Source organism: Lysobacter sp. DMC97, assembly GCF_056313745.1.
Map to the genome: position 1 here is coordinate 29,553 of NZ_JBQUZR010000009.1, position 24,287 is coordinate 53,839.

Genomic DNA, 24,287 nt, shown 5'->3' on the forward strand with positions numbered 1-24,287 from the left:
AAGAAGCCGAGCAACGCGACGCCAAAACGGTGATTTTTTGGCTCTTGCGTCGCTTCGATGGCGCGCTACAACATCGGACGCATCCAACCAGACAAGGGAAAACCATGGAAAGCGAACTCGCAGGCAGCCTTAGCCACCTGTTGGAGCAACTAGCCGCCGGCCCGGTGGCAACCTCGGTTGCCGTCCTGGTCCTATTGCTCGTGCTCGCAGCAATCAGAGGTTCGTTCGCGTTGTCAGTGGCGCGGCATGGTCGCCGGAGAGAGTTCCTTGAGACGTACCAAGCGTTGTGTGGGAAGGAATCCGACGCGCTTGCGTTGGAGACGGTCGTGCGCCATGGATTCGGCGTATGGATTCCTGCGCAAGTGATTCGCCGAATCCGCGAACTGCCTTCCCCGTCGCAATGCCTGCTGATGCTCGGGGATGTCAGGCGCTTTTTCGGTCATGACCCCGCCGCAGGCACGCTCACGGTCGAGCCTCGCCTCGCAACGCGCCCGAGAGCCAGAGTCAACGCTATGCCTCGGTTGATCGCGTATGTCGTCCTCAGCTATGCCTCGGCCATACTGCTTGGAATCACCGATGGCTTGCCGAACTCGCCAATTGTCATCGTGCGCATCGCTCTCGGTTCCTCGCTTGCGTTTCTTGCTTATCTGTTCCTGGATACGGGAATCGCCATGTGGCGAGTTCCGGAATTCGTCGAGTGCTATCCGACGTTGGTTTCGATAGGTCCGGAGGCGGCATCGAACGGCAAGGCAATCCAAGGATGGGCTGCGGTGCACAATTCACTTCGCCTTGCGAAGGCATGGATAGATCGCACTCGGATTGCAATCGAAAGACGACGCTATCGTGATGCGCGAGCACTCATCTCTGACACGGACAGTCGCGATAGTCGACCCAGCTCAGAGGACAACACACCGCGCGCATAGTCGACTAGGCGCTCGGGGCGGCGGCCCTTGGCGAGCATTTGCGCGGCGGTGGCGCCGTACTCGGCGACGACGGGTTGGCGTTGCTTGCCGGCATACCGCCCCTGCTGCATCTGGCGTTTGGGACCTTCGCGGCGGAACACCTGCGCCTTGCGATTCACGCCGACGCCGAGAAAGGCGTGCTCGCGCAGGCTGCGTTTGCCGCGGAAGATCGCGGCGGTGACGCCGCGCGTCGTCTGACGTGCGGCGAAATTGCGCAAGCCGATGCCGCGGAAGCGACCGACCAGTCGCACGCCGTCGTCGGTGGCGCGTGCGTCCAGGTCCTGCGCCAGACGTCGCGCGCCGATCTGGTACTCGGCCTGGATATCGCGTCGCGCCTGCACGGGCAGGCGTCGGCGCAGCGTGCCGAGCGCGCGCGTGTGCAGGGTCGGCAGGCGGGAGGACAGGACGCTCAGGTTGCGGGACGCGGACAGCAGGCCGTCGAGATCGGCGTGCAGCGCGATCGCGCCGCCACCGGCCTGCGTGGAGGTCATGGTCATGAGGGGAAAAGTGAGGTCAAAAACGGAGGACTTATCCGCTTCGGCGGATTTGAATCCGGTACAAGATGGTCATCCCTCATCCCGAGACGACCCGATGCGCACGCAAGACCAAACCGCCAACACAATGCTTGCTGATCAGCTCCGGCAACTCCGATCAGAACTCGGCAAGGACGCCCTTTTTTTTGGGTTCACGGGCGTGCTGATCGGTCTGCTGCATTTGTCCGAGTTCAGGATTCTCGGCGCGAATATCCCGGGCGCCAGGTTCTCCGACGATTTGCTCGGCGACTACATCTCATTCAACGCGCTTGCCTTCCAGATGCTCGGCTGCATGCTGATGGGAGGGTTGGTCGGGTTGATGCGATCCGTGGCTCCGCTGCGGTCGGCACTTCTTGGCCTCTACGACCATGTCCGGCTGCGACTGCTCCAGGTCGCCTCGCCGATGATCTGCATCTCGATCGGCATCGCGCTCACATCGACCACGCACTACATCAGGACGGGCGGCGGTAACGGACTGGCACTGGCCCTGCTCCTGGTGGTACTCGTCCTGTACGTCGTCATCGCCTACCTGTTGCCGGCACTGCTGGATCCACGTGCCGACTGGCCCGGCGCGCGCGGGAAACAGTGGATCGTTCCCGTGCTGACCGTTGCGCTATCACTGGCCGGCATGTACTTCCTGATCGTTGCGATCCCCGCCCAGCATCGGAATGAAGATGCCGCCAACACAACATCATCCGATCAGGTCGTCCTTCCGATTCGCCGGTAACGCGTTCCGAACAACACTTGCGCGGCCATCGCGGCGATGCCATCGGGGCGGTCGAGCAGCACCGACTCCTGGAACTGCAGCGGCAGCGCGAGCGGCGCCTGCGCGTAGCCGTCCAGCGCATCCTCGATGTCGGCGATGGTCTCGACGATGCGCTGCTGCGCGTTGTCGAGTTTGACCGGCACCAGCGCCTCGACGACGAAGGTGAACCCGCGCTCGCCGGAGGCGCGTGCATCGTCAGGAAAGACCGAGGTCAGCGGATACAGCGTCAGGCGCGGAGCGTCGTTCGGATCGAACGGCGCTGGCTCCAGGCGCACGTCGCGACCAGCATCGGTGCGGTAGTCGTTCGCACGACGTACGGTGCGCAGGCGCGCCTGCACCAGTTCGAGGATCGCCCACGGGATCGGCGCTTCAGCCATGGAGCACTGCTTCGGTGACGAAGCCGTCGTCGACCACGATGCGTTCGATCCGATGTCGAACGCCAGGCACGTGCAGGACATCGCCCGCACGCGGCCGCCACTCGGCGTTGCGGAACTTCACGGTGGTGACCCGCACCAGGCCCTGGCTGTAGTCGCCCAGTTCGGCCACGTTGTAGGTGATCACCACCCTCACGGGCACCGTCGGCCGACGTCCCCGGCGCACGATGGCCGGCTCGCCGAACACTGCGAACAAGGCATCGTGCGCGGCGGCGAACGCCGGATCGAGCCGCGTCGTCACGCCAGGTCCCGGGCCGCGAAGCGCAGGTTGGCGGCGATCCGGCGTGTCCAGCCGCGGCCGAACACCGCGAAGCGGTCGTGCTCGGCGTAGAGGTCGAGCCGCAACGCGAGCAGGCGGTCGATCAGCGATGCCTGGTCCGCCGCACGCAAGGCCGCCAGCGTCACCGGCCCGAGTTGCCCGTCGATCCGCACGCCCGCCAGCCGCTGCAGCCAGCGCACCGTGCGCCCGACACCGTGGTTCACCGCGGCATCGAGTGCCTGGAACGCGAGCGCAGGCGGCAAGGCATCGCCCTGCAACGCCCCCCAAAAATCCCGCCGGTACAGCGCGATCGCTTCCGCCCGCGTGAGCCGGCGGATGTCGAGGGTCGGATAGGTGCGCTGGCTGATCCCCCAGCGTGTGCGACCGCCCGGATCGCGATGATCGTCGGCATCGCCGCCCTCGTGGACGAGCACCCGGTCGATCGCGCGGGCAAAGCGATCCCCGGCCGGCGGCAACGCCGCCAGCCCATCGTGCGTGGTCATGGGGGATTCCTCAGTTGATCGAGAGCTTGACCAGCACGCTGGGGCGCAGGCACAGCGGCAGCGGGTTCGATTGGGTATGCAGGTCGGTGCCGCGCTCGAACTTGCGCGGCTCCTGCTTGGCGTAGACCGGCTGGCCGAGCGTGTTGACCGTCTCGTTGAAGTCCGCCGGGGCGTTGTAGGTCGCGAAGCTGTTGACGGTGCCGACCGGGAAGGCATGCGCCTCGCCCGGGGCGATGAAGCGACGCACGTTGCCGTCGAGGTCGGAGGCCTTGCCGCGATACTCCTCGAACACCAGGCCACCGAAGCTGAAGCCCTTACGCACATCGTTGATCAACACCGCGCCCTGCTGCCACTGCGCGTAGGCGGTCTTGACGTCCTTGTGCGAGGTGAGTGCGGCGAAGAACTCCTGCGAGCACAACACTCGCGCGCCGGTCATGAACTCGCCGAGCAGGCCCTCCTCGATCAGCGCGAGTGTCTCGATGCACTTCTGCTTCACATCGGTGCCATTGCCCGCGTTGTCGATCTGGAACACGACGTGCTGCTGGGCGATGCGGAACTCCTCGAACAGGTCGTAAAGCACGCTGCCGTCGGCATCGAGGATCTGGCCCTTGAGCGCTCCCATACGCAGGTGCTCGAGCGTGATCGCATGCTTGTTGCGCATGGTCTCCAGCTTCTCGGCGATCACCGCGGCGATCGATTCGAGCTCGGTCTCCGAGCCGAAGGCACGCAACCCCTGCACTTCGTTGGGTAGCACGACGTCGTCATGCGGGATATGCGGCACGACGAACGAGCGCATGCGGCGCTTGCTGCGCGCCGCCAGCGTGCCCGGTGCGCCAAGCGGTTTCGTGGGCAGTAACGTCAAGACACCGGTCCGCTCCTCGACCAGGATCTGGTTCTGGCGTACCGGCTTCTCGGGGAACAGGTCGAGTTCCTGCAGCCGGCCGTAGCGGTTCGGGATCAGGTTGATGGCGGCGGTGAGCGCGGCCATCGAGAACGCGGGGTTACTGAAGGGATTCAACATGGGTCGGGCTCTGCGGGAACTGGCGGACGAGGACGCCGAGCGCCGCCAGCTGCGCGAGGGCGGCGGCGGTCTGTTCGGTCGTGAGGGAGGCGGGTAGCACCAGCGCGCCGCCGAAGACGATGGCGTGACGCGCGACGATCACGCTGCGGCGACGTTCGGTCGCCGGGGTGGTGACCGCTTCGATCAACACGCCGGCCACGGCCTCGCGACCATCGCTGGCGGCCGGATCGAGGGCGACGATCTCGCGGGTGGCGGTGACGCGACCGACGACGGCGCCGAGCGCGAGCGTCTGGCCCGCGCCGACGACGACTTCATCGCGCGAGTACAGGTTCGGCGCCTCGTACTTGAGCAGATCGCCGAGGGTGTTCGGTTCCTGGAGGACGGCCATGGCTCAGGCTCCCTGCGGGTGGGTGGCGGCGATGCGCTTGCGCACGGCGTCGAGGACAGGATTCGCGGTGGTCGCTGCGGTGACCGGTGCCGCGTCGGCGAGGTGGTGCGAGGCGATCTCGACCTGGTCGGCGCGGGCCTGCAGCAGCACCTGGCGCACCTGGGCGACGCTCATGCGTGCCGCGAGGAACTCGCCGGTGCGTTCGGGGCAGCCGGCGAGCAGGCACAGTTCGGCGATGGCGACGGCCTCGCTGTGCGCGTCGGCGGACGGTGGTGCGGTGGACACGGCTGGGACGACGGAGACCGTCGGCACCGCGGCCGGTTCGGTCGTCGCGGGCGCGACAGCGGGCGTCGGCTGCGCGGGCGCAGCCTCGGTGGGAACGGTCATCGAAATCTCCGTAGTCGTTGGAAGTGCAAGCCGCATCGGCGAAGCGAGCGGTGTTGGGGAACCGGGCGGACGCCCGTCGCGAAGCGAGGTAGCGAAATCGGCGAGCACGGTGTCGAACGGCGCGACCGCGTCGGCCAGCCCGGCCGTCACCGCGTCCGCGCCGAAGAACAGCGCCGCCTCGGTCGCACGCACGGCGGCGGCGTCGAGGCCGCGCATCGCGGCGACGTGGTCGACGAATAGGGCGTAGAGGCGGTCGATCTCGGTTTGCAGCGCATCGGTCGCCTGCGGCGTCAGCGGCGCGTGCGGGGTGGCGTCGTTCTTGTGCGCCCCGGCATACAGCGCGGTCACGCTCAGGCCGTTCTGCGCGTTGCGCACCGACTGGTCGATGTGCAGCGCGATCACGCCGATGGAACCGACGCCACCGGTCTGGGCGAGGGTCACGCGCTGCGCGGCGGATGCAAGGGCGTAGGCCGCGGAGAACGCGCTGTCGCCGGCATGCGCCCACACAGGTTTGATCGTTGTCGCCGCACGTATCTGGTCGGCCAGCTCGAACACGCCGCCGGCCTCACCGCCGGGCGAGTCGATATCGAGCAGGATGCCGGCGACGTCCGGACTGGCGAGCGCCGCGTCGAGGTCCGCTGCGATGCGCGCGTAGGACGTGAGGCCCGACATCGCATCGAGTCCGAGCGCGCGGCGCACCAGCGTGCCGTGGATCGGGATCACCGCGATGCCGGGCATCGTTGGCACGGGCTCGGAAGCCGTCGGCGCGACTGCCGGGAGGTTCATCTCGATTGGCGCCAGGCCGATGCGCGGACCGAGCACCGCGAGGAGCGTGTCGAGCTTCGCGCGCGCGATCAGCAGCGGCGTCCCGTACACACGGGACGCCAAGTGAACAAGGGAGGTCATCAATTCGCCCGGGAAGTTGGAGCGGTGTTGGACGGGGTCGAACGACCCTCGTGACGGGGGTCGGAGTCGAAGCGCAGGCCCAGCGCATCGGCGCGGGCGTTGTCGGCGGCGATCTCGTGGTCGATGTCCTCGGCGTCGTAGCCGAAACTGGAGATCGCCTCCGAGCGCGACAGCAGGCCGCCGCGGATCGCCGCGATCATCGCGTCGAACTCCTTCTTCGGATCGACCCACTGCCAGCCCTGCGCGATCCACTTCACCGCGAGGTAACCACGACGGCGTGCGACGCCACCGCGCGCGTAGCCGGGCAGCACCAGCGCGCCTTCGAGCACCGCCTGCGTCATCCACGCGCGCCACAGCGGGCGGCAGAGCTGGTGGACGATCACGCCGTGCTGGATCGCCTCGCAGCGACGGCGGAACTCGAGCAGACCGGCGCGGATGGAGGAGTAGTTCACCTGCGTCAGATCGCCGGTGAGCATCTCGTAGGTGATGCCCATCGCCGCCGCGACCGCGCGGAACTGCTGGCGCATGAACTCGGCGTAGCTCGAACCCACGTCGGCCGGCTGCGAGAACTTCACGTCCTCGCCCGGCTCCAGGAACTGCATCGTCCCCGGCTCCAGACTCGCCATCGCGACACCCTGCGCGTCGGCTTCGCCTTCGCCGAGCAAGGGGTCTTCCGGGCCGCCGCGGGTGATGAAGCCCGCGAACATCGCCGCGGTCTTCTTGCGCACCAGTTCGGCATCGTCGTACTGGTCGAGTTCGTGCAGCTTCACCAGCGCCCGCGCCAGCCACGGCTCGCCGCGGATCTGGCCCGGCCGCAAGGGCCGAAACAGGTGCAGGATCTCGTCTGCCGGCACGCGTACGGTGTCCAGGCCGCCATGCGCGGACATCGGCGCGAGCATCCCGTCGCCGGGATGGCTCTTGTACAGGTGGTAGGCGACGCGCACACCGATGCCGTTAAACTCGATGCCGGCGCGGATCACGTTGCCATTCGGCAGTTCCCGGTTCAGCGTCGTCGGCAGGTGCTCCGGTTCCAGCAGTTGCAGCTGCAGCCCGACCGACAGCCGATCCTCCGGCCGGCGGTAGCGCAGCCGCACCAGGCACTCGCCGCCTTCGAGCATCGCCCGGCAGGCCAGGCCCTGCAGCCCGTACAGATCCGTCAGCCCGGCGGCATCGGCCTCCTCGCACCAGTCGCGCCACAGCGCCTGCACCGCCTCGCGCTGGGCGAGATCGTGCAGCATCGACTGCGGCTTGATGCCGGTCCCGATGGCATTCGCCACGAACGCCTCGACGCCGGTCGCGGCCCAGGCGTTGCGGCGCACCAGGTCGCGGCTCTTGGCGCGCAGTTCGTCCTGCGCGTAAGCGAGCGCCGCGACCGCGCCGGGATTGCCGACCTGCCAGAAGCGGGCGCGACGCCCGCCGCCGACGCCGTCGTAGGTGGTCGACGCGCCGAACAGTCGTGCGCGCAGCCGCGACCACCAGCTCATGCGATCACGTCGCCTTGTCGGTGTTCACGACGACGCGGCGCGGGCGGCGCCGCGCCGTTCCGGACGCGATCGCCTGTTCGGCGAGATCGCGTCGAACGACGCCGATGGCAGCGATCAGTTCGTCGATGGAGCGGTATTCGACGGTGCGATCGCCGAACGTGACGCGTTGCTCGCCTGTCGCGAGCGCACGTTCGAGCGCCGCGAGTTGTTCCGGGGTGAAGGCCATGCGGCAGGTCTCAGCGGTGGAGCCAGCGGCTCTTGACCACGCGCCGACGATTCGGGCGTGCAGATGTGGCAAGGCCACCGGGATCGGTGGCCTTGTCGGGTTCCGGGTTCGAGATCGGCGGCGGCGCCTCCGGCGGCGGCAGCCCGAGCGAGCGTTCCAGTTCGCGCCAATGGCGTTCCTCGAAACGATCCAGCCCGGCCGCCGCCGCCGCGGTCCGTGCGTACACGTAGCAGTCGAGCGCCTCGTTGCGTTCGCGCAGCTTCTGCCACTCGCGCACGGCATGGCCGTTACGGTTGCGGCGCGTGACCAACTGCTCGGCGCACAGCTGCTGCAGGAACTCGGCGTCGATCTTCGGCAGGTGGAGGTAGCCGGCCGGATACACCGGGGTCAGTCCGTCCTCCGCCACATCGGCGTGCAGCCGCAGGTGCTGGTACAGCTCCTGCTTGGCGATGCCGACCGCGACCGTGGTGACCTTCACGCCGCGTCGCAGCTTCTTGCCGGCGACGGTGACGTCCACCGCCGTTGGCGTGCCGACGAGCGCCGCGCCACGCGCCGCGCCCTTGACCGCCATCACCCGGCTGTCGCGGCAGGCGCGCACGAAGGCATAGACCTCCTGCGTCGCGAAGCCGGTGTCGATGGCGAAACGTGCCAGCGGCAACTGCGCCCCGCCCGCGTGCGTCCAGGTCTCGCCGAGCAGTGCGCGCAAGTCAGTCCACACTGCGTCGCGCGCGGTGTCGCCCATCAGCACGCGGTGTTCGACGAGCCACGCGGTCTTGCCGCGGCCGAAGGCCCACACCGAGACCTCGATGCGGTCTTTCTGCACGTCGGCGCCGCCGACCAGCAGCAGGCCGCCGCGCGGCACCGTGCCGATGCGATAGTCCTCGCGCCGCTCCAGCAGGTGCTGCCAGTCCGGGGCATCGCCCTCCTCGACCCAGGTCTCGCCCAGTTCGGTGTTCTTGAACGTCTTGATCGCCGCCGCGGAACCCGTGACCTTGTCGATCGCGCTCTCCCACGCCGCGGCAATCTCGCGCCAGCTGCGCCAGCCGACCGGGCTGTACAGCGACGACAGGTGGAACCCGGCGGTCCGACCGTTGCCTGGTGCCGTCGCCCGCCATTGGCCCTGCGCCAGCATCATTGTCTTGTGGTGTTCGGCGATCGGCAGCTCGCAACCTTCGCAGACATAGGCGACGGTCTCCGGCCGGCCGCGCTCCCAGCGCAACTGCTCGAACTTGAACCACTGCGCATGCGCGCAGTGCGGGCACGGCACGAAGTACCGGCGCTGGTCCGACGCCTCGTACTCGCGCTCGATGCTGCTGGCGCCGGCAATGGTCGGCGTGGAGACGATGAAAATCTTGCGCCGGCTGAACGTGCGCGTGCGCGCCTCCGCCAGCGCGATCGCATCGCCTTCGCCCTCGACGTCGAGCGGATAGCCGTCGACCTCGTCGAGGAACAGATACCGCACCGGCATCGAGCGCAGGCCGACCGCGCTGTTCGCGCCGGTCATTACCAGCACACCGCCGCGGAACTCCTTGGCGAGGATGGTGTTGCCCGCATCGCGCGAACGCGCCGGTGCGATCAACGCCGCCAACACCGGCGACTCCTCGATCAGCGGATCGATCCGCTGCTTGGAGGCGCGCTTGGCCGTCTCCACGGTCGGCCAGACCGCCATCATCGGGCCGGGCGCGTGGTGGATCACATACCCAATCCAACACCCGCCACTCTCGGTCGCCCCGATCTGCGCCCCTTTCATGAACACGACGCGCTCGATCGGCGAGGCCGGCGAGAGGCAATCCATGATCTCGCGCAGGTACGGCGTGCGCGCGGTGCGCCAGCGGCCGGGTTCGGCCGAGGCCTTGCTGGAGAGCATCCGGTGCTGGTCGGCCCACTCGGAGACCGAGAGCAGCGGATCGGGGGTCAGACCCTCGTGCCAGGCGCGCTCGATCTCGTGCGCGCCTTCGTAGTCGAGCATGCCTGGATCCAGTTGAATGATGGCGTCGGAAGCGCTTGGCTTCTGTGGCGAACAGCGCGTTCATACGGTCCCCGGCCAGACAGCCATCGAGGACACCGCCATGCACGATCCCCTGCACACCGATCTGTTGCTCCTGCGCCAGCGCATCGAGTCGCTGTACGACGCCTATCCCGACGACGAGGAGTTCCAGAACGGCCTGAACTTCGCGGTCAGCGGCATCGAGCAGGCGCTCGGCGCGGCCGGTGGCGAACCCGACGACGCCCTGCAAGCGGGCGACAGTCTCGACAGCCTCAACGGCATCGAGAGTTCGCTGGCCGAAATGCACATCCGCCTCGAAGCGCGCGGCGACGAGGACAACGACGATCCCGCCCAGCACGCGCGCCTTGCGATGATCGACCACCTGCTCCAGCAGGCCTGCGCGCTGCTCGCGGACTAATCCACCTTCACCCGCACCTCGCCCAACTCGGCGAGGTGCGCGCGGACCGCCGCTTCCAGCGCCAGATGCATCGCGTGCGGATCGACCGCCAACGTCGCCGCCATCTGCGCCGATACGCGCGCCGGCCAGTTCAGCCATGCATCGCGCTCGTCGCGCGCCAGCTTGAACACGTGCGCGACCACCTGCGAACGCTCGACCAGTTCGCCCTTCAGGCGCGCGAGGCGGACCTTGTTCGTCTGCGCCTTCACCACCTCGTTGACGGTGCGCGCCTGCAGCAGCGAAGCGCCGCCCGCCGGCAACGCCGCCGCGCTCGCGTCGCGGCCCGTCTCGCGCCCCGTGTCGGCCGCCTCCGGCACCACCACGCGCGGTGCGCGCGCCTGCGTGCCGTTGCGAGCCGACGCGGAATTGCGCGTCCACTCCGCGTCGGCTTTCGCGGGATCGATGGTGCCATCGGCCTCCGGCGCGATGCGCCCTGCACGGATCGCCTTGTGGACCGCGGTGTCGGTGACCCCGCGATGGCGCGCGTACGCGCGGATCGAAATTCCCATCCGTCTGTTCGTTTGGATCGTTGACTTCCGGCGCGCACAGCGCGCCAGGCGACGGCTTTCCGTCCGTTGGCTTAACACGGCGCGGATGCACGAAATCGCGCTTGGCTTCGGTGGGGAACAGCGCGTTCATCACGTCGCGACAACCACATCCAACATCACTGACACAGGAGCAACGCAATGAAGACTGCCACCACCGCCAAGCCGATCACGCTGAACGACACCCAGGCCGCCGTGCTGACCCACGCCATCGACCACACCGGCGGCAAGGTCGAATGGTTCCCCGACAACATCAAGGGCGGCGCCCGGCAGAAGGTCCTCGAAGGACTCTTCAAGCGCGCGATGATCATCGGCAACCAAGGCGACTGGCATGTCACCGCAGAAGGCTACGATGCGCTGGGCCGCCCGCGTCCCGGCCAGCGCTCCGCCACCAAGCCCGCGCAGGACGACACGAAGACCAACAAGGCGCCCAAGGCCGCGCCCATGGCGAAGGCCGGACAGAAGGACGTCGCAGCCGGCGACGGCGAGCACACCGCACCGCGCACTCGCGCGGACAGCAAGCAGGCGCAGGTGATCGCGATGCTCAAGCGACCCGAAGGCGCCACGATCCAGCAGGTCTGCGAAGCGACCCAGTGGCAGGCGCACACGGTGCGCGGCACCTTCGCCGGCGCCTTCAAGAAGAAGCTCGGACTGACCATCACCTCCGACAAGGCCGAAGGGGGTGTTCGGGTGTACCGCATCGTCGAAGGCGCGCCGACGGCGTGATGTCGCAGCGCAACGCAGCCTGACGCAATGCCGTGCCGATGCACGGCATTGCGTACCGACAATCACGAGCACGACGCGCGCACCGTTCAGTGCCTTGTCCATCGCCCGACGCTCATCGCGGAAATGGCAGAAAACAAGCCAAATCAGCTTGGCTTCCATCGCGAACAGCGCGTTCATGTCGATGTCGCCACTCACCGGAACCCAACGATGCCCAGCAACACGCCCATCCCCGCCCCGCGCACCGAAGCATGGGGCTTCTGGGGCACGATGCACGAACAGGCCGAGGCCGCATGGCCGCTGGCCATCGTCGCCATCGCCGAGACCACCGGCGAATCGCCCGAGGCCGCCCGCGCCTTCCTCGACAGCCGCCACGGGCGCCATTTCGCCGACGAGGTGCGCAACCGCCTCCTCGTGGGCGACACCCTCGACGCGGCGGTGCGATTCGCGACCTCACGCTGGATGTCGTGGACCATCGGCCGGAGGATGGGGCGCGAGTACGACATCCCCCACGACCTGCCCTACCTCATCGGGCTGACCATCCACTGCGCGCTCGCCGAGGAGGCGAGCGACGCATGAACGCGACCATCACCGACCGCGAACAGGCGCTGCGCTGGTTGATCGACAACCGGCATCCGGACATTTCCCTCGATCAGGCCCTGCGCATCCTGCGCACCGCGCTGCCGCGCGACGAGGAAGCGACACGACTCCTGCAGCGCATTGCCGGGGAAACGACGCCCGACTGACGCCGCAGCGCGGTGCAACCTGACGCAAGGCCACGCCGAGGCGTGGCCCCGCATCCCGATCATCGAACCATTCCCCCCCCCCCTCGACACTGGAGTTTCCGATGTCCTCCTCCATCGATTTCTACCTCAGGCAACTGCGACCGCTGGTCGGTGGCAGCATCGCCGCGCTCGCCCGCACCGGCGCGAGCGACGATCCGCTCGACGAAGAACTCTACGGCTTCGTCGTCCAATGCCGCGACGGCAAGGAACGCACGCTCATCCTGCTGAGCGACGACGAGGGCAACGGTCCCGGCAGCTTCATGCTCAACGAAGAGGCCTGACTGCAACGGGGCCGGACCCTGCCCGGTCCCGTTTGTTCATGCAGCGTCACCCTTCGTGCAGGGCACGGAGGACTTCCGCCGCAAGTTGCGGGACGATCGCATTGCCGGCGGCGCGCAATCGAGGAATGCGTGCGGGAATCCCATGAGCCAGAAGACGAACTCCGGCGCGAGGGACCCGGCGGAGCTTGCCGTCGTAGCCGACGATCCAATCGTGTTCGTCCCATGCGCCACCAGCGCGATCTCGCGGATCGCCACCAACCCCGCCGAATTGCCCGCACCGCTGCCACCATCCTCCGGCGGCGACAGACCCGTGGGCGCCGGCCACAGCGCCTTGACGACCACCGTCGTCAACGACTCCTGCGATCCCTTCTTGCCCCGCGACCTGTCCTGAAACCCCTGCCGCGCTTCCGATGCCAGCACGGTGGGCCACAAACCACAGTCGGTCCCGGCGATGGGGTGCGTTGACGGCACAAGCCGGGAGTACGACCGCCCGGCAGGCGTAGTCGACACTCGCCAGGTCAGCGAACACTCGGTCGAGCCAATGCTGGCCAACCGCTGCCGCAACCTGTTCTCCCACCAGCACAGCGGGCCGTCGGGCACGGACGAGCCGAAACACGTCGGGCCATAGATGCCGTGGATCGTCGGTGCCGCCACGCTTGCCGGCGACCGAGAACGGCTGGCACGGGCACGACGCGCTCCACAGTTCGACGTCGTCGGGCCAGCCGGCGAGCCGGGCGGCGTAGGCCCAGCCGCCAACGCCCGCGAACAGGTGGACCTGCCGGTGGCCGGCGAGGTCGTCGGGGTCGAGGTCATGGATGTCGCGCCCGTCGACGCGCCCCGGCAGAATCAGGCCGGCGGCGATCTGGTTGTTCAGCCATGTGCAGAGGTAGGGCTCGATTTCGTTGTAGAAGGCCGGCGCGTGGATCGGCAGGTTCACTCGATCGCATCCGCCGCATCGTCGAACGGCACACCGTCGGCTTCACGCACCGCGGTTTCCCCGCTCCAGGCCTGCCAGCGGCGCACGATCACATCGACGTACTTCGGATCGAGTTCCATCAACCGCGCGCGCCGACCGCTCTTGTGCGCGGCGATGAGCGTGGTCCCCGATCCACCGAAGCTGTCGAGCACCACGTTGCCCGGGCGACTGGAGTTGCGGATGCACCGCTCGACCAGTTCCACCGGCTTCATCGTCGGGTGCAGGTCGTTGCGCTGCGGCTTCTTGATCTGCCACACATCGCCCTGGTCGCGGTCGCCGCACCAGTGGCGCTGCGCGCCTTCCGGCCAGCCATACAGGATCGGCTCGAACTGGCGCTGGTAGTCGGCGCGCCCGAGCGTGAAGGTGTTCTTCGCCCAGATCACGAACGTCGACCAGTGACCGCCCGCGGCGCGGAATGCGGCCTGCAGGGTGTCGAGTTCGCCCGAGGACATGGCGATGTAGATCGCGCCGCGGCAGTGCGCCACCACCGGCGTGAGCGCGGCGAGCAGGAAGTCATGAAAGGCCGCGCCGAGATTGTCGTTGAGGATCGGACGCTGGGTGCCGCGCAGCCGCTCCTTGGCGCTGTTGGCATAGTCGACGTTGTAGGGCGGATCGATGAAGACCATGTCCGCCGGTCCATCCGCCAACAGACGCATGTAGGCCTCGGGGTCGGTCGCGTCGCAGCAGAGCACGCGGTGGTCGCCCAGCACCCAGAGGTCGCCGGGGCGCGAGACCACCGCGACCGCTTCTTCCGGAACCTCGTCATCATCGACCTCGCCGGCCTGGTCGGTTTCCTCGCCCGCCAGCAGCTCGGCGAGTGCGTCCGGATCGAAGCCGGTCAGGTCCAGGTCGAAGCCGTCGGCCTGCAGCGCCTCCAACTCGGTGCGCAGCATCGCGTCGTCCCAGCCTGCGTTCTCGGCGATGCGGTTGTCCGCAAGCACCAGCGCGCGACGCTGGGTCGGCGAGAGGTGATCGAGCACGACGACGGGCACCGTCTCCAGCCCGAGCTTGCGCGCCGCCAACAGGCGACCGTGACCCGCCACCAGCACGCCATCGGCACCGACGAGACACGGGTTCGTGAACCCGAACTCGACGATGCTGGCGGCGATCTGCGCGACCTGGTCGTCCGAGTGCGTGCGCGCGTTGCGCGCATACGGCAACAGCCGCGCGAGCGGCCAGTGCTCGATCTTCTCCGCGACCCAGCTCATGCCGCCTCCGATGTGGCACCGCGCCGTTCGGCCGCGACCGCATCAAACGGTTGCCCGGTCGCTTCGAGCGTGATCGGCACGCCCGGCAGTTGCTGGCGCGCGCGTTCGATCGCGACATCGACGTACTCGGCGGCGATCTCCACCGCGCGACAGACGCGCCCGGTGCGTTCGCAGGCAATCAACGTGCTGCCGCTGCCGCCGAAGGGTTCGTACACCACCTCGCCCGCATCCGAGTACGCCTCGATCACGAACGTCGGCAGCGCGACCGGGAACACCGCCGGATGGTCGATGCCCCGGCCGAGCTTGCCCTTGTGGCGCATGACGCGGATCACCGAGTCCGGGATCCGCATGGCCTGCGTCGGCTGGTGTTCGTGCGACCACGCCAGCGCACCGCCATCCCGGCCGCGCAGCGCGGTGGACGAGCCATCGGCGCGCAGGTGGATGTCCTGCCCGGCGAACTTGCACGGCACGGTCTTGTTCGCCTTGCGGTTGTGGCGATTGAAGTGGAAGACGAACTCGAAGCTCGGCGCGAGGCGTCCGCGCCAGTCGCCCGGTAGGCCCGGCCCCTGGTCCCAGACGTACCAGCCGAACCGACGCCAGCCCTGCGCACGCATCCACGCGGTCCAGTCATCCCAGTACGGCTGCACTTCGTTGTCGTCGTGGACGAGGCCGAGGTTGACCAGCAGTTGGGCGTCGTCGCGCAGTGCGTCCTCGGCCGCGGCGAACACGCCGCGCATCAGCGCGTCCCAGTCGCCGATGCCGCTGGCGTAGTCGCGCTGCCGGGCGTAGGGCGGCGAGGTGATGCACAGGTGCGCAGCCTCGTCGCGCATCAGCGTCGCGACCACGGCCGGATCGGCGGCGTCGCCGCAGATCAGCCGGTGCCTGCCGATGATCCAGACATCGCCCGCACGGGACACCGACGCCATCATCGGCGCGGGATCGCGGTCGTCTTCATCTTCGTTGCCGTCGTCCGACGCGCCAGCGTCGGCACCTTCGTCGGCCGCCGCTTCCACGACAGGCGACGCAGGTTCCGCAGCGTCGCTCGCAGCGTCGCCGTCTTCCACCAGACCGAGCAGGCGCTCGATCTCGCTGGCGGAGAAGCCGGTCAGGTCCAGCTCAAAACCGACCTCGGCGAGGTCGGCCAGTTCCAGCACCAGCAGCGCCTCGTCCCAGCCCGCATCGAGGGCAATGCGGTTGTCGGCGATCACCAGCGCGCGCTTCTGCGCCGCGCCCAGGTGCGCCAGTTCGATCACCGGCACTTCGGTCATGCCGAGCCGGCGCGCGGCGAGCAGCCGGCCGTGGCCGGCGATCACGCCGTTCTCGCCATCGACCAGGATCGGCGAGGTCCAGCCGAATTCCGCGATGCTCGCGGCGATCTGCGCGACCTGCGTATCGCTGTGCGTGCGCGGGTTTTTCGCGTAGGGAACCAGCGTCTCGACCCGGCGGGTCTCGACGGTGAGGGCGTGGGGCATCGTGGGCTCGAAAAAGGTGCCCGCCGACCATCGCGCCCGGGAGGAGAGAGGGGCAGACGCGATGGCGGCGGGCTGGGGGAACGAAGAGGTGATGCAAACCTGCGGGAGTGCAAACCTGCAAACCCTGCAACCCGTGCAAACCTCGGTTTGCAGTCAGACGGTAGCGGGGTTCTGCGGCTCTGCCGCCCGCTCCAGGCGGGGCGCAGGGAGGACCCGTAGACCTTGTGGGTCAGTCGTGGTCCTCGTGCGTCAGCGATACGGTGGTGGAAAGACTACAGGGCCGATGCAGCGAAAACATCACGCACATCGGTCGCGAAATGCGCTGCGGCACGACTGTTTGCGCCACGCTACTTCACGTTACGCGATGCTGCGATTTTGCGTTTCACGAGATCCCGAAACCCCTGCTCCCTCGCGACCGTCTCGCCGCTTGGGAGCATGACCACCGTAGCGGGAAAGATACGCTGGAACTGGAGAAGTGTTTCATCGATTTTCGTGGGGTTTTACGATGCAACGTGAGTGCTTGCGCTGCACGACGTCACCTCACGTCACGCTGCGACATTGCGTCCACGATGCGTGGCGGCTGGCCGTTGAGCTGCACTACGATCAGCGTGAGCGCGTGCCGCCAGCGTCGCCAGGCAGTGGGCTTGGAGCAGTGGTGCGCTTCGCAGATCGCACGCCACGGCACGTAGCGGGCACGTGCCCACACCAGCTTGCGCTGCTCCACGCTCAACCACTGTAACCACTGCGTGGTCTCGGCGAGGCGATCGACCGCCGCGGGCGTCGCCGGGAAGCGCAGCACGATGCGTTCGTCCGCATAGCCCTCCCACGCCTGCCGCGCGATCTCGGGCCAGAGACTGACGTAACCTGCGACGCGCGCTGCAGGCAGGCGGAAGGACGTGGCCGCAGCTTCGTGGAAGCGGTGCTCGACCGCCTCGATGGTCCACACGGTCATGCACTGCGCTCCTGTGCGATGGCCCAATGCAGCAGGGCAAGCGCGTCCGCTTCGTTGTCGTCGACGGGTGCGAAGCCCCAGCCCCGCACCGCGTCGAGCATGGCGTCCTTGTTCGCGTTGCCCTTGCCGGTGGCGTGTTTTTTGATCGTGCCCACGGGCACGCCCTGATACGGGATCTGGTGCTGTTCGCACCAGGCGGAGAGTTGGCCGAGGAAGCCCCCGTACGCGTGTGCCGCGTCCGTGGAGGCGTGCCGGCGCACTTCCTCGAATGCCAGATGGTGCAGTCCGCCCGAGAGCGTCTGCAGTTCGTCCAGCCAACGCACGAAGCGCAGGAAGCGCATGCCGCCGCCCTCGAAGCGTTGTGGCTTGAACGATTGGGTGCCGCTGACGATGCGGCGATCGGGGGTGCGCAGTGCCCAGCCCGTGGTGGTGCCGAGGTCGAGTGCGAGGAGGGTTCTGGTCATTCCGGAGTCCTGGGGGATCGGGTCTGACGCAGTCGACACAGCTTCTGGATAACGCCTTACGCGCGCGTGCACGCACGTAAAGAGGATAATCATGGACTGTGTCGACTGCGTCAGACGTGGGTGGCGTTGCAGGGGGTCAATCGTCGTTGTCGTCGGGGAATCGGCTGCGCTCGGGTCGGGGCTCCGCCTTCAGGCCGATGCCCTGGAAGCCGCGGACGCCCATGCCGTTGCGCCACTTCTCGATGCCTCGGGCGACCAACTGGTCCGAGAATCGGCGCTGCGAGCCGACGAACTCGCCTGCGGCCTCGGCCCAGGCCTTCCAGTCGTTGAACAGTTCGGCCGTCAGCGATCGGGCGCGTTCGATACGCACGCAGCGTTCGTCAACCCACCGCCCCAGCGCATCCTCGGCCTCGAAATACTCCTCGGTCGCGGAGAGGACGCTCGCAGGCGGTTGCAGGCCCGTGCGCTGCCACTGCAGACAGCCGGCCAGTGCCCAGGCGAGGATGCCGTCGCGCTCGGCGAGCAGCTTCTCGGTCAGCTTCGGGTCGCGGCGTTCGGGCGGAATCGTCACCGTGAACGGGATCAGGTGCATGCGCCGCTTCATCGCTTCGTCGACGTTGCGGATGGCCGGTTTGTGATTGCCGGCGATGATGAGCTTGAACTGTGGGGTGTACTCGAAGAAGTCCTGGCGCATGAAGCGCGCCGAGACCTTGTCGCCGCCGGTGATCGCCTTGACCTTCGATTCGTTCCAGCGCCGGCCCTGCTCGGTCTCGACCGAGGCGACGAAGCGCGCGCCGCGCAGTCCGGCCAGATCGGTCGGGTGGCGGTCGCCACGGGCCTCCATGAACGTGTCCATCGGCGCGTTGGTCGCGTAGTCGCCGAGGATCGTCGCCAGCACGTTCACGAACACCGACTTGCCGTTCGCGCCGGTGCCGTAGAGGAAGAACAGCGCGTGCGCACTGGTCGCGCCGGTGAGGCAGTAGCCGGCCATCCGCTGCAGGTAGGCCTGCAGGTCGGCATCGCCGCCGGTCACATCGCCGAGGAACCTGTGCCAGCGCACGCAGTCACCGCGCGGCGCCGCCGTCGCAATCTTGGTCATGCCGTCCTCACGGCGATGCGGGCTCAGCCTGCCGGTGCGCAGATCCACCACGCCACCGGGGGTATTCAGGCGCCAGATGTCCGCATCCCAGTCCTCCGGGAAGGAGGCCAGGGTGACATCCGCTCGCGCAAGCTTCTCGACCGCGAAAATCACGCTCGCGCTCGCCAGCTTCCGGCGCAACGGTGGCGTGTTCGATCGCTGCGCGGCAGCGCCGCACAGCTCGCGCACGAGATACACCACGTACAGACGCCGGTCCGGATTCCAGCGCGTGCCGGTCCAGGCCAGCCATTTGCCCCATTCGATGCAATAGCGCCAGTCTTGACCGAAATGGCGACGAAAGGCGACCGCAAGCCCGTACTCGGACGTCCAGTCCAGCCCCTCGAACATGCCCGGCGGCGGCGCGTCCTCATCGGTCTGCGCGCGCTCCTCAAGCGACGCCTGACGCACAGGCGTCCGCTCACCGGCGAGCAGGAAGCCGGCGACGTCGAAACCCTCCGCGATCGCATCGGCCGCATCCCACCCCTCGGGCTTGTCCTCCGGTGGATAGAGGATCTGGCAGTGCTGGGCACCCGCCGCCAGGATCGCGTGCGAGGCGGCATCGGCGTAGTCCCAGCCGGGCTTGTCCTTGTCGGGCCAGATCACCACCGTCCTGCCGGCCAGCGGCGACCAGTCGGTCTTGTCGACCGGCGCGTTCGCGCCGTGCATCGCCGTGGTCGCGACGATGCCGGCATCGATCAGCGCCTGCGCGCACTTCTCGCCCTCGACGAGGACGACCGTGTCCGCGGCGGCGACGCCCGGCTGGTGGTACAGCGGACGCGGTTCCGGCGGCGCCATCTTGCGACGCTTGGCATCCCACGGTCGGAATTCCTTCTTGCCGCCGGGCGGATCGTAGCGGTACACCACGGCGATCAGCTGGCCGTCGGCGTCGAGGTAATCCCACTTCGCGGTCGCCGGGCCGAGATCGTCCATCGGCGGCGATTTCTTCGGCTTTGCGATCGGCATCGCGGACGCACGTCCGAGCAGGCGACCCGCCTCGTCCAGCACGCGCGGAAACTCGACCTGCACATCCATGCGAAAGTGCGCCGCGAGCAGGGCGTAGATGTCGCCGCCGGTGTTGTTGGCGCGATCGGTCCACAGGCCCGCCTTCTCGCCGGTGAGCACCACTTCCAGGCTGTCGCCGGGGCTGCCGAGCACATCGCCGATCAGGAACTTGCCCTGTCGCTTCCTGCCAGCCGGGAACAGCGCGGTCAGCACCGATTCCAGACGATCGAGCAGATGCGCACGAATCTCGTCCCGGCCGTCGCGGGGTGCGGCGGCCGGTGGTACGTCGTTGAAATCCAGAGACGGATGCGTCACTGCGCGCGCTCCTCGCCGGCCGGCATCGCATCCGCGCGCAAGCGCGCGATCCGCTCCACGGCTGCGACCGTCGTGGCACTGGCGAACCAGCACCTTGCCTGTTCTGTCCGGGCGCGATCGGCGGCTTCACGGCAAATGACGCGCACCAGGTCGAACACGGTCAGCGTGCCGTCCCGGCACCAGCCTTGATCGGTGCGAATGAACCAGCTTCGCAGGCGTGCGCTGTAGCGGTAGTCGTTGCCGTGGCGCCGCACGAAGATCTCGGCGAGCCCTTCACGACGGTGCCAGTTCACGCCGTTGAAGTCCGTGGCGACTGGCGGCGGTGAGACAACGACCGCTGTGGCATCGGCCTGTTCCGGTTGCGGTGCGATCACGGTCGCATGGCGGTCACGCCACTGTTCCAGTTCGCCCAGGCGGAACCGGACCAGGTGGCCGATGCGGTAGTGCGGCACGCCGCGCGCACGGCGCTGGACCTTGTTGTTGAGCCACTGCATCGGAATGCACAGCGCCTTGTGCGCGGTGCGCGCAGCGACCATCGGCTCGTCGAAATGGGGAAGGGTATCGGGCGTCATGCGGGCCTCCAGCAGCGGTCCTGCCAGGCACAGAACCGGCACTCGAAATGGGTCGAATCGGAAAAAGCGCGCGGCAGCAACTCGCCGGCATCGGTGGCGAGCACGATCTGCACCGCGCGATCGGACATGCGCTGCGCGAGTTGGCCGTCGAAAGGCACGCGCTCGGCGTAGATTTCCATCGTGTCGGCGTTGATCGCGGTGAACAGGGCAGGGTGCGCGTGCAGGCCAAGGTAGGCCTGATACATCGCCACCTGCGCCGCGTAGACGGGCTTGGCGACGGCGAGCCGGTGTTTTTCCAACTCGCGCCAGGCCTTCGCGCCGAGGAATTTGCACTCCCAGAGCGCCGGGTAGGCATAGCCCTCGGGACCGGCGACGAAGACGCCGTCGACGTGACCGCGCAGGCGACCGTCGAGCGCCGAGAAGCCGAACTGTCCGCCGTCGTCCTGACGCGTGCGAAGATCGAAGCCGGCGCCGCGCAACCAGGCGACCATGCTCTCCTCGAGCACGTGCCCACGCTCGAAGATCCGCAGCATCCGTCCGTCGGTGTTGCGACCGGGATCGACCGGCGCGTCGGCGTACTCGTACTGCAGCGCGCGCGAGCAGGCCACGCCCAGGCGCGAGGCGCCGAGGTAGGTGCGCCTGGGCTCGGCCGCGCGCGCCTGCTGCAGGCCGATGTCGATCAACGCCTCGAGGCGTCCGGACTCCGTCGACGAGGAATTGAAATCCAGCATCACGGCGCCCTCAAAATGGAATCTCACTGTCTTCGAAATCGTCCAGCGCCGGCAGTCCGCGCAGCGCGCGTGTGTGCTGGTGCTGCTGGCGTTCGTAGGCGTGGATGACCGCGTCGATGACGTGCAGCGCCTGCCGCTGCGAGTACTGCGCGAGCGGCACGGCAAAGCCGACCGCGTCGGCGGCGTTGCCGAGCGCGAGCAGGCAGGCGCGCTGGGCATCGGGGGACAAGGGCAGGGTCACGGGAACAAGCTCCTCCAGCGCCGCCGGCGGGTGCCGGCGGCGGGTGTCGTAGAGTTGGTGGAAGGCGTCCTGGCAACGGCGCGAGCAGAAGGCCCAGCGGTGCGGGTAACGCCGTGGATCGGCGGGCGGGTGTCTCAGGTCAAGGTGACCGAACCCGCGCGCCGGTTGGCCGCAGGCCCAGCACCGCACGGGTGGGCCTTACTGCGCCCACGCCGGGCGTCCGGTGGGCGTCGCGGGGCGTGTGCCCTGCGCGGCCGGCGTTGCCGCGCGTGCGGCCGGTGCGCCCGCGCCCGGCCCCGGGCCGGCACCGCCCGGGTGGTCGGACTGGCCCGGCTCCACCGCCTGCTTGATGATGTTGCGCGGATCGCCGCGGTTGTCGCGTTCGACGTCGATCTTCGCCACGAACTCGATGCCGTCCAGTTCGTGGAAGCCCTGAATGCGCCGTGCCGCCGCGGCCTGCGGCGAGCTGTCGTCGGCGTGGACGTTGCGCGCGGAGTTGAGCAACGCGCGCAGGAAGCTGCGGCCCATGCCGGTCCAGGTCGGTCCTTTCGGGCTGTACAGGCCGATGTTGCTCCACAGCTTGCGCTTGGCGAACGGACCTTCCAGCACCACGAACTCGCAGGCGAGGTAGACGGCGCCGGTCTCGTCGCTGCGCGTCGCCCAGCCGCCGGTCCAGCCCTGCAATGCATCGTTGTAGCCGCCGGGTTTGATCGTCATCCGCACCCAGGCGACGGTGCCCTTGGGGATGAGGTCGAAGCTTTGCTGCTGTTCGGCGTCGTTGAAATCGTTCCAGACGGTCATGCGGTCTCCTGCGCGGCGATGGCCGGCGCATGCGAAGGGGTGGTCGTGGTCGCGGGGCGGGTGAAGTCGAGCCGTTCGAGCGCGGGACGCGCGCTGCCGGCGATCTTCTGCATCAGGCGGCCGAGGTGCGGTTCTTCGATCAGGTCGAGCCGGCCGGAACGATCCTTGGCCGGGTAACCCCACGGATTGAGGGTGTGGCACACGAACGCGCGATAGGCGGTGCCGTCATCAGCGGCGATCTCGGTCATCGTCACGACCTCATCGACGATGCCCGGCAGTTCGAGGCCGGTCTTGCTACCGTCGATCTGCAGTTGCAGGATGCGGCGGCCGAAGTCGTCGATCTTCTCCTCGAGGATGCCGACGAACCACACGCTCTTGCCGCGGGTGTGCTGCAGGTGGGTCAGCCACGCGATCATCTCCTGGCCCATGAGGCCGTAGGCGCCGCGCATGTCCGGCTTGCCGGTCTTGTCGGAGTACGCCTGCGGCTGGCCCTTGCTCCACTGCAGGCACAACCGGCCGGCGACGGTGATCGAGTCGACGAACAGCGTGTGGTATTTCGCGAGCTGCGCCGGATCGCCGAAGCGCGCGCAAGAGGCGTCGTAGTGCGCCTGGCTATAGGCCTGGTCATCGCGCAGCGCCGGGTTCGGGCCGCCGATGAACACCGCCAGGTCGCGGCACTCGCTCCAGGTACGCGGGCGCAGGCTGTCGCCGGCCCAGTCCTCGACCGCGAGATCGCCCGCTTCCAGATCGAGGAACAGGGTCGAGCCCGCGTCGAGGGTCCACAGCTGCGAAGTCTTGCCGATGCCGGATTTGCCGATCAGCACGCCCTTCACGCCACGGCGTTCGGACATGCGCTGGTCGGCGCCGATGATGGGAAGCGTCATCTCAGCCCTCCCCGGCCGGCGTCAGCCGGTACGTCGGCTTGCCGGGCTTGACGGTGCGTGCGGCCTCGAACTGCGTGCGCAGCGTCGACGGCCAGTTCTGGAAGCGCGATTCGGAAATGCTGTAGCTGACGTCGATGAATTCCTCGACGGACTCGCCCGCGGCACTGATGCGCTTGGCGATCGTCGCCAGTTGCGCCTGGTCCCAGGTCACGCGCTTGGAGACATCCACGCTCAGGCGGATCTCGCCGTCGGCTACATGGACGACGCCGAAGTCCTTGCCGCCGTCGCTGCGCGCGTCGCGGATGCGGTCACCGTAGGTCTTCTCCAGCGCGGCGTCGAAGCGCGCCTTGACCTGCTTGAGCCACTCGCTGGCCTGGTCCAGTTGCCGGGCGAGCAGGATCTTCTGTTGAGGAGAGAGCGCCGCCAGCTGGGCGACGGTGAGTTCGGCGAGTTCCGCCGGCAGGAGGGTGCGGTCGGTCATGATCGTCGGCCTCACGCGAACGCGCGCTCGCTGGTGCCGCGACGCAGCGCCTGGCGTTCGTACCGCTCGACGTCCTCGCGGCGGTAGCTGACGCGGTTGCCGAGCTTCAGGTAGACGGGGCCGATGCCCATCCGGCGCCACTGCTGCAGCGTGCGGTGGGAAATGTCCCAGCGCCGGGCGAGCTGGTTCTCATCGAAGGCGCGGGCATCGTCGGAGACGCTCTGCGCGGAAGTGCGGTCTTGCATGTCGTGCTTCTCGTCGTGCTGCGGTTGCAGCGGGCGAGAAGCACACTATGCATCGGGCGGCTGGAAAGCAGCTGGAAAAGCGGCTGGAAAACGGACTTTATATTTTCCAGCCGCCGACTGCGCACCTACTACGAGATGGCTGTTATCAGTGCGACTTC

Annotated in this window: 31 protein-coding genes; 7 read left to right on the forward strand and 24 right to left on the reverse strand. The window is 68.1% G+C overall.

Features of this window, described 5'->3' with window-relative positions; translation table 11 throughout:
• The first annotated feature begins 104 nt into the window (after positions 1 to 104).
• Positions 105 to 923 (forward strand): hypothetical protein, encoded by an 819-nt coding sequence (locus ACT53Q_RS18165; RefSeq protein WP_476188074.1) that lies wholly within the window; start codon positions 105 to 107, stop codon positions 921 to 923.
• Here the strand turns inward: ACT53Q_RS18165 and ACT53Q_RS18170 are convergent.
• Positions 839 to 1,459: a hypothetical protein gene (locus tag ACT53Q_RS18170; RefSeq protein ID WP_476188075.1), complete on the reverse strand. Its 621-nt coding sequence runs from the start codon at positions 1,457 to 1,459 to the stop codon at positions 839 to 841. The genes ACT53Q_RS18165 and ACT53Q_RS18170 overlap by 85 nt on opposite strands.
• Before the next feature lie 94 nt (positions 1,460 to 1,553).
• Between ACT53Q_RS18170 and ACT53Q_RS18175 the strand changes: the two genes are divergently transcribed.
• The gene (locus ACT53Q_RS18175; RefSeq protein WP_476188076.1) at positions 1,554 to 2,222 is read left to right on the forward strand and encodes a hypothetical protein; all 669 of its coding nucleotides are present in this window, start codon (positions 1,554 to 1,556) and stop codon (positions 2,220 to 2,222) included.
• Here ACT53Q_RS18175 and ACT53Q_RS18180 read toward each other — a convergent pair.
• From ACT53Q_RS18180 to ACT53Q_RS18220, 9 genes are read right to left on the reverse strand one after another with little or no spacing between them, the layout of a single operon-like run.
• A complete protein-coding gene (locus ACT53Q_RS18180; RefSeq protein ID WP_476188077.1) occupies positions 2,195 to 2,638 on the reverse strand; it encodes a hypothetical protein in 444 nt (147 codons plus the stop codon). The genes ACT53Q_RS18175 and ACT53Q_RS18180 overlap by 28 nt on opposite strands.
• A complete protein-coding gene (locus ACT53Q_RS18185) occupies positions 2,631 to 2,936 on the reverse strand; it encodes a head-tail joining protein (RefSeq protein ID WP_476188078.1) in 306 nt (101 codons plus the stop codon). The genes ACT53Q_RS18180 and ACT53Q_RS18185 overlap by 8 nt, the downstream gene beginning before the upstream one ends.
• Positions 2,933 to 3,457, reverse strand: coding sequence for a glycoside hydrolase family 108 protein (locus ACT53Q_RS18190; RefSeq protein WP_476188079.1), 525 nt, complete (start codon positions 3,455 to 3,457; stop codon positions 2,933 to 2,935). Before ACT53Q_RS18190 ends, ACT53Q_RS18185 begins: the two co-directional genes overlap by 4 nt.
• Before the next feature lie 10 nt (positions 3,458 to 3,467).
• Positions 3,468 to 4,445, reverse strand: coding sequence for a major capsid protein (locus ACT53Q_RS18195; protein WP_476188080.1), 978 nt, complete (start codon positions 4,443 to 4,445; stop codon positions 3,468 to 3,470).
• A gap of 13 nt (positions 4,446 to 4,458) precedes the next feature.
• Positions 4,459 to 4,866 carry a head decoration protein gene (locus ACT53Q_RS18200; protein WP_476188081.1) on the reverse strand — a complete coding sequence of 136 codons (408 nt, stop codon included), beginning with the start codon at positions 4,864 to 4,866 and terminating at the stop codon, positions 4,459 to 4,461.
• Positions 4,867 to 4,869: 3 nt separating this feature from the next.
• A complete protein-coding gene (locus ACT53Q_RS18205) occupies positions 4,870 to 6,159 on the reverse strand; it encodes a S49 family peptidase (protein WP_476188082.1) in 1,290 nt (429 codons plus the stop codon).
• A complete protein-coding gene (locus ACT53Q_RS18210; RefSeq protein WP_476188083.1) occupies positions 6,159 to 7,643 on the reverse strand; it encodes a phage portal protein in 1,485 nt (494 codons plus the stop codon). The genes ACT53Q_RS18205 and ACT53Q_RS18210 overlap by 1 nt, the downstream gene beginning before the upstream one ends.
• A 4-nt stretch (positions 7,644 to 7,647) precedes the next feature.
• Positions 7,648 to 7,869 carry a phage head-tail joining protein gene (locus tag ACT53Q_RS18215; protein ID WP_476188084.1) on the reverse strand — a complete coding sequence of 74 codons (222 nt, stop codon included), beginning with the start codon at positions 7,867 to 7,869 and terminating at the stop codon, positions 7,648 to 7,650.
• A gap of 10 nt (positions 7,870 to 7,879) precedes the next feature.
• Positions 7,880 to 9,838 (reverse strand): phage terminase large subunit family protein, encoded by a 1,959-nt coding sequence (locus ACT53Q_RS18220; protein WP_476188085.1) that lies wholly within the window; start codon positions 9,836 to 9,838, stop codon positions 7,880 to 7,882.
• A 100-nt stretch (positions 9,839 to 9,938) separates the two neighbouring features.
• Here ACT53Q_RS18220 and ACT53Q_RS18225 point away from each other — a divergent pair, with 100 nt between their 5' ends.
• A complete protein-coding gene (locus ACT53Q_RS18225; protein WP_476188086.1) occupies positions 9,939 to 10,274 on the forward strand; it encodes a hypothetical protein in 336 nt (111 codons plus the stop codon).
• Here ACT53Q_RS18225 and ACT53Q_RS18230 read toward each other — a convergent pair.
• Entirely contained in the window at positions 10,271 to 10,822 is a 552-nt protein-coding gene (locus ACT53Q_RS18230) for an elements of external origin (RefSeq protein ID WP_476188087.1), read from the reverse strand. The two genes, ACT53Q_RS18225 and ACT53Q_RS18230, sit on opposite strands and share 4 nt — an antisense overlap.
• A gap of 177 nt (positions 10,823 to 10,999) precedes the next feature.
• Here ACT53Q_RS18230 and ACT53Q_RS18235 point away from each other — a divergent pair, with 177 nt between their 5' ends.
• The 4 genes from ACT53Q_RS18235 (at position 11,000) to ACT53Q_RS18250 (ending at position 12,647) form a co-directional block, all read left to right on the forward strand.
• Positions 11,000 to 11,584, forward strand: coding sequence for a DUF3489 domain-containing protein (locus ACT53Q_RS18235; protein ID WP_476188088.1), 585 nt, complete (start codon positions 11,000 to 11,002; stop codon positions 11,582 to 11,584).
• A gap of 48 nt (positions 11,585 to 11,632) precedes the next feature.
• Positions 11,633 to 12,160, forward strand: coding sequence for a hypothetical protein (locus ACT53Q_RS18240; RefSeq protein ID WP_476188089.1), 528 nt, complete (start codon positions 11,633 to 11,635; stop codon positions 12,158 to 12,160).
• Positions 12,157 to 12,327, forward strand: a complete 171-nt coding sequence (locus ACT53Q_RS18245) for a hypothetical protein (protein ID WP_476188090.1) — start codon at positions 12,157 to 12,159, stop codon at positions 12,325 to 12,327. The genes ACT53Q_RS18240 and ACT53Q_RS18245 overlap by 4 nt, the downstream gene beginning before the upstream one ends.
• A 101-nt stretch (positions 12,328 to 12,428) precedes the next feature.
• Positions 12,429 to 12,647 carry a hypothetical protein gene (locus ACT53Q_RS18250; protein ID WP_476188091.1) on the forward strand — a complete coding sequence of 73 codons (219 nt, stop codon included), beginning with the start codon at positions 12,429 to 12,431 and terminating at the stop codon, positions 12,645 to 12,647.
• A 46-nt stretch (positions 12,648 to 12,693) separates the two neighbouring features.
• Here ACT53Q_RS18250 and ACT53Q_RS18255 read toward each other — a convergent pair whose 3' ends face one another.
• From ACT53Q_RS18255 to ACT53Q_RS18315, 13 genes are all read right to left on the reverse strand, one after another.
• Positions 12,694 to 13,584 carry a DNA cytosine methyltransferase gene (locus ACT53Q_RS18255; RefSeq protein WP_476188092.1) on the reverse strand — a complete coding sequence of 297 codons (891 nt, stop codon included), beginning with the start codon at positions 13,582 to 13,584 and terminating at the stop codon, positions 12,694 to 12,696.
• A complete protein-coding gene (locus ACT53Q_RS18260; RefSeq protein ID WP_476188093.1) occupies positions 13,581 to 14,831 on the reverse strand; it encodes a site-specific DNA-methyltransferase in 1,251 nt (416 codons plus the stop codon). Before ACT53Q_RS18260 ends, ACT53Q_RS18255 begins: the two co-directional genes overlap by 4 nt.
• Positions 14,828 to 16,303 carry a site-specific DNA-methyltransferase gene (locus ACT53Q_RS18265; protein WP_476188094.1) on the reverse strand — a complete coding sequence of 492 codons (1,476 nt, stop codon included), beginning with the start codon at positions 16,301 to 16,303 and terminating at the stop codon, positions 14,828 to 14,830. The genes ACT53Q_RS18260 and ACT53Q_RS18265 overlap by 4 nt, the downstream gene beginning before the upstream one ends.
• Positions 16,304 to 16,838: 535 nt before the next feature.
• Positions 16,839 to 17,255 carry a DUF6362 family protein gene (locus tag ACT53Q_RS18270; RefSeq protein ID WP_476188095.1) on the reverse strand — a complete coding sequence of 139 codons (417 nt, stop codon included), beginning with the start codon at positions 17,253 to 17,255 and terminating at the stop codon, positions 16,839 to 16,841.
• Positions 17,252 to 17,719 carry a crossover junction endodeoxyribonuclease RuvC gene (locus tag ACT53Q_RS18275; RefSeq protein ID WP_476188096.1) on the reverse strand — a complete coding sequence of 156 codons (468 nt, stop codon included), beginning with the start codon at positions 17,717 to 17,719 and terminating at the stop codon, positions 17,252 to 17,254. The genes ACT53Q_RS18270 and ACT53Q_RS18275 overlap by 4 nt, the downstream gene beginning before the upstream one ends.
• A gap of 136 nt (positions 17,720 to 17,855) precedes the next feature.
• Positions 17,856 to 20,174 (reverse strand): phage/plasmid primase, P4 family, encoded by a 2,319-nt coding sequence (locus ACT53Q_RS18280; RefSeq protein ID WP_476188097.1) that lies wholly within the window; start codon positions 20,172 to 20,174, stop codon positions 17,856 to 17,858.
• Positions 20,171 to 20,746, reverse strand: coding sequence for a hypothetical protein (locus tag ACT53Q_RS18285; RefSeq protein ID WP_476188098.1), 576 nt, complete (start codon positions 20,744 to 20,746; stop codon positions 20,171 to 20,173). Before ACT53Q_RS18285 ends, ACT53Q_RS18280 begins: the two co-directional genes overlap by 4 nt.
• The gene (locus ACT53Q_RS18290; RefSeq protein ID WP_476188099.1) at positions 20,743 to 21,477 is read right to left on the reverse strand and encodes a hypothetical protein; all 735 of its coding nucleotides are present in this window, start codon (positions 21,475 to 21,477) and stop codon (positions 20,743 to 20,745) included. Before ACT53Q_RS18290 ends, ACT53Q_RS18285 begins: the two co-directional genes overlap by 4 nt.
• Positions 21,478 to 21,487: 10 nt before the next feature.
• A complete protein-coding gene (locus ACT53Q_RS18295; protein WP_476188100.1) occupies positions 21,488 to 21,718 on the reverse strand; it encodes a DUF6511 domain-containing protein in 231 nt (76 codons plus the stop codon).
• A gap of 198 nt (positions 21,719 to 21,916) precedes the next feature.
• Positions 21,917 to 22,519, reverse strand: a complete 603-nt coding sequence (locus ACT53Q_RS18300) for a hypothetical protein (protein ID WP_476188101.1) — start codon at positions 22,517 to 22,519, stop codon at positions 21,917 to 21,919.
• Entirely contained in the window at positions 22,516 to 23,403 is an 888-nt protein-coding gene (locus ACT53Q_RS18305) for an ATP-binding protein (RefSeq protein WP_476188102.1), read from the reverse strand. The genes ACT53Q_RS18300 and ACT53Q_RS18305 overlap by 4 nt, the downstream gene beginning before the upstream one ends.
• 1 nt (position 23,404) lies before the next feature.
• A complete protein-coding gene (locus tag ACT53Q_RS18310) occupies positions 23,405 to 23,884 on the reverse strand; it encodes a hypothetical protein (protein WP_476188103.1) in 480 nt (159 codons plus the stop codon).
• An 11-nt stretch (positions 23,885 to 23,895) separates the two neighbouring features.
• Complete coding sequence (locus ACT53Q_RS18315; RefSeq protein WP_476188104.1) at positions 23,896 to 24,129, reverse strand: helix-turn-helix transcriptional regulator; 234 nt, start codon at positions 24,127 to 24,129, stop codon at positions 23,896 to 23,898.
• Positions 24,130 to 24,287 lie beyond the last annotated feature (158 nt).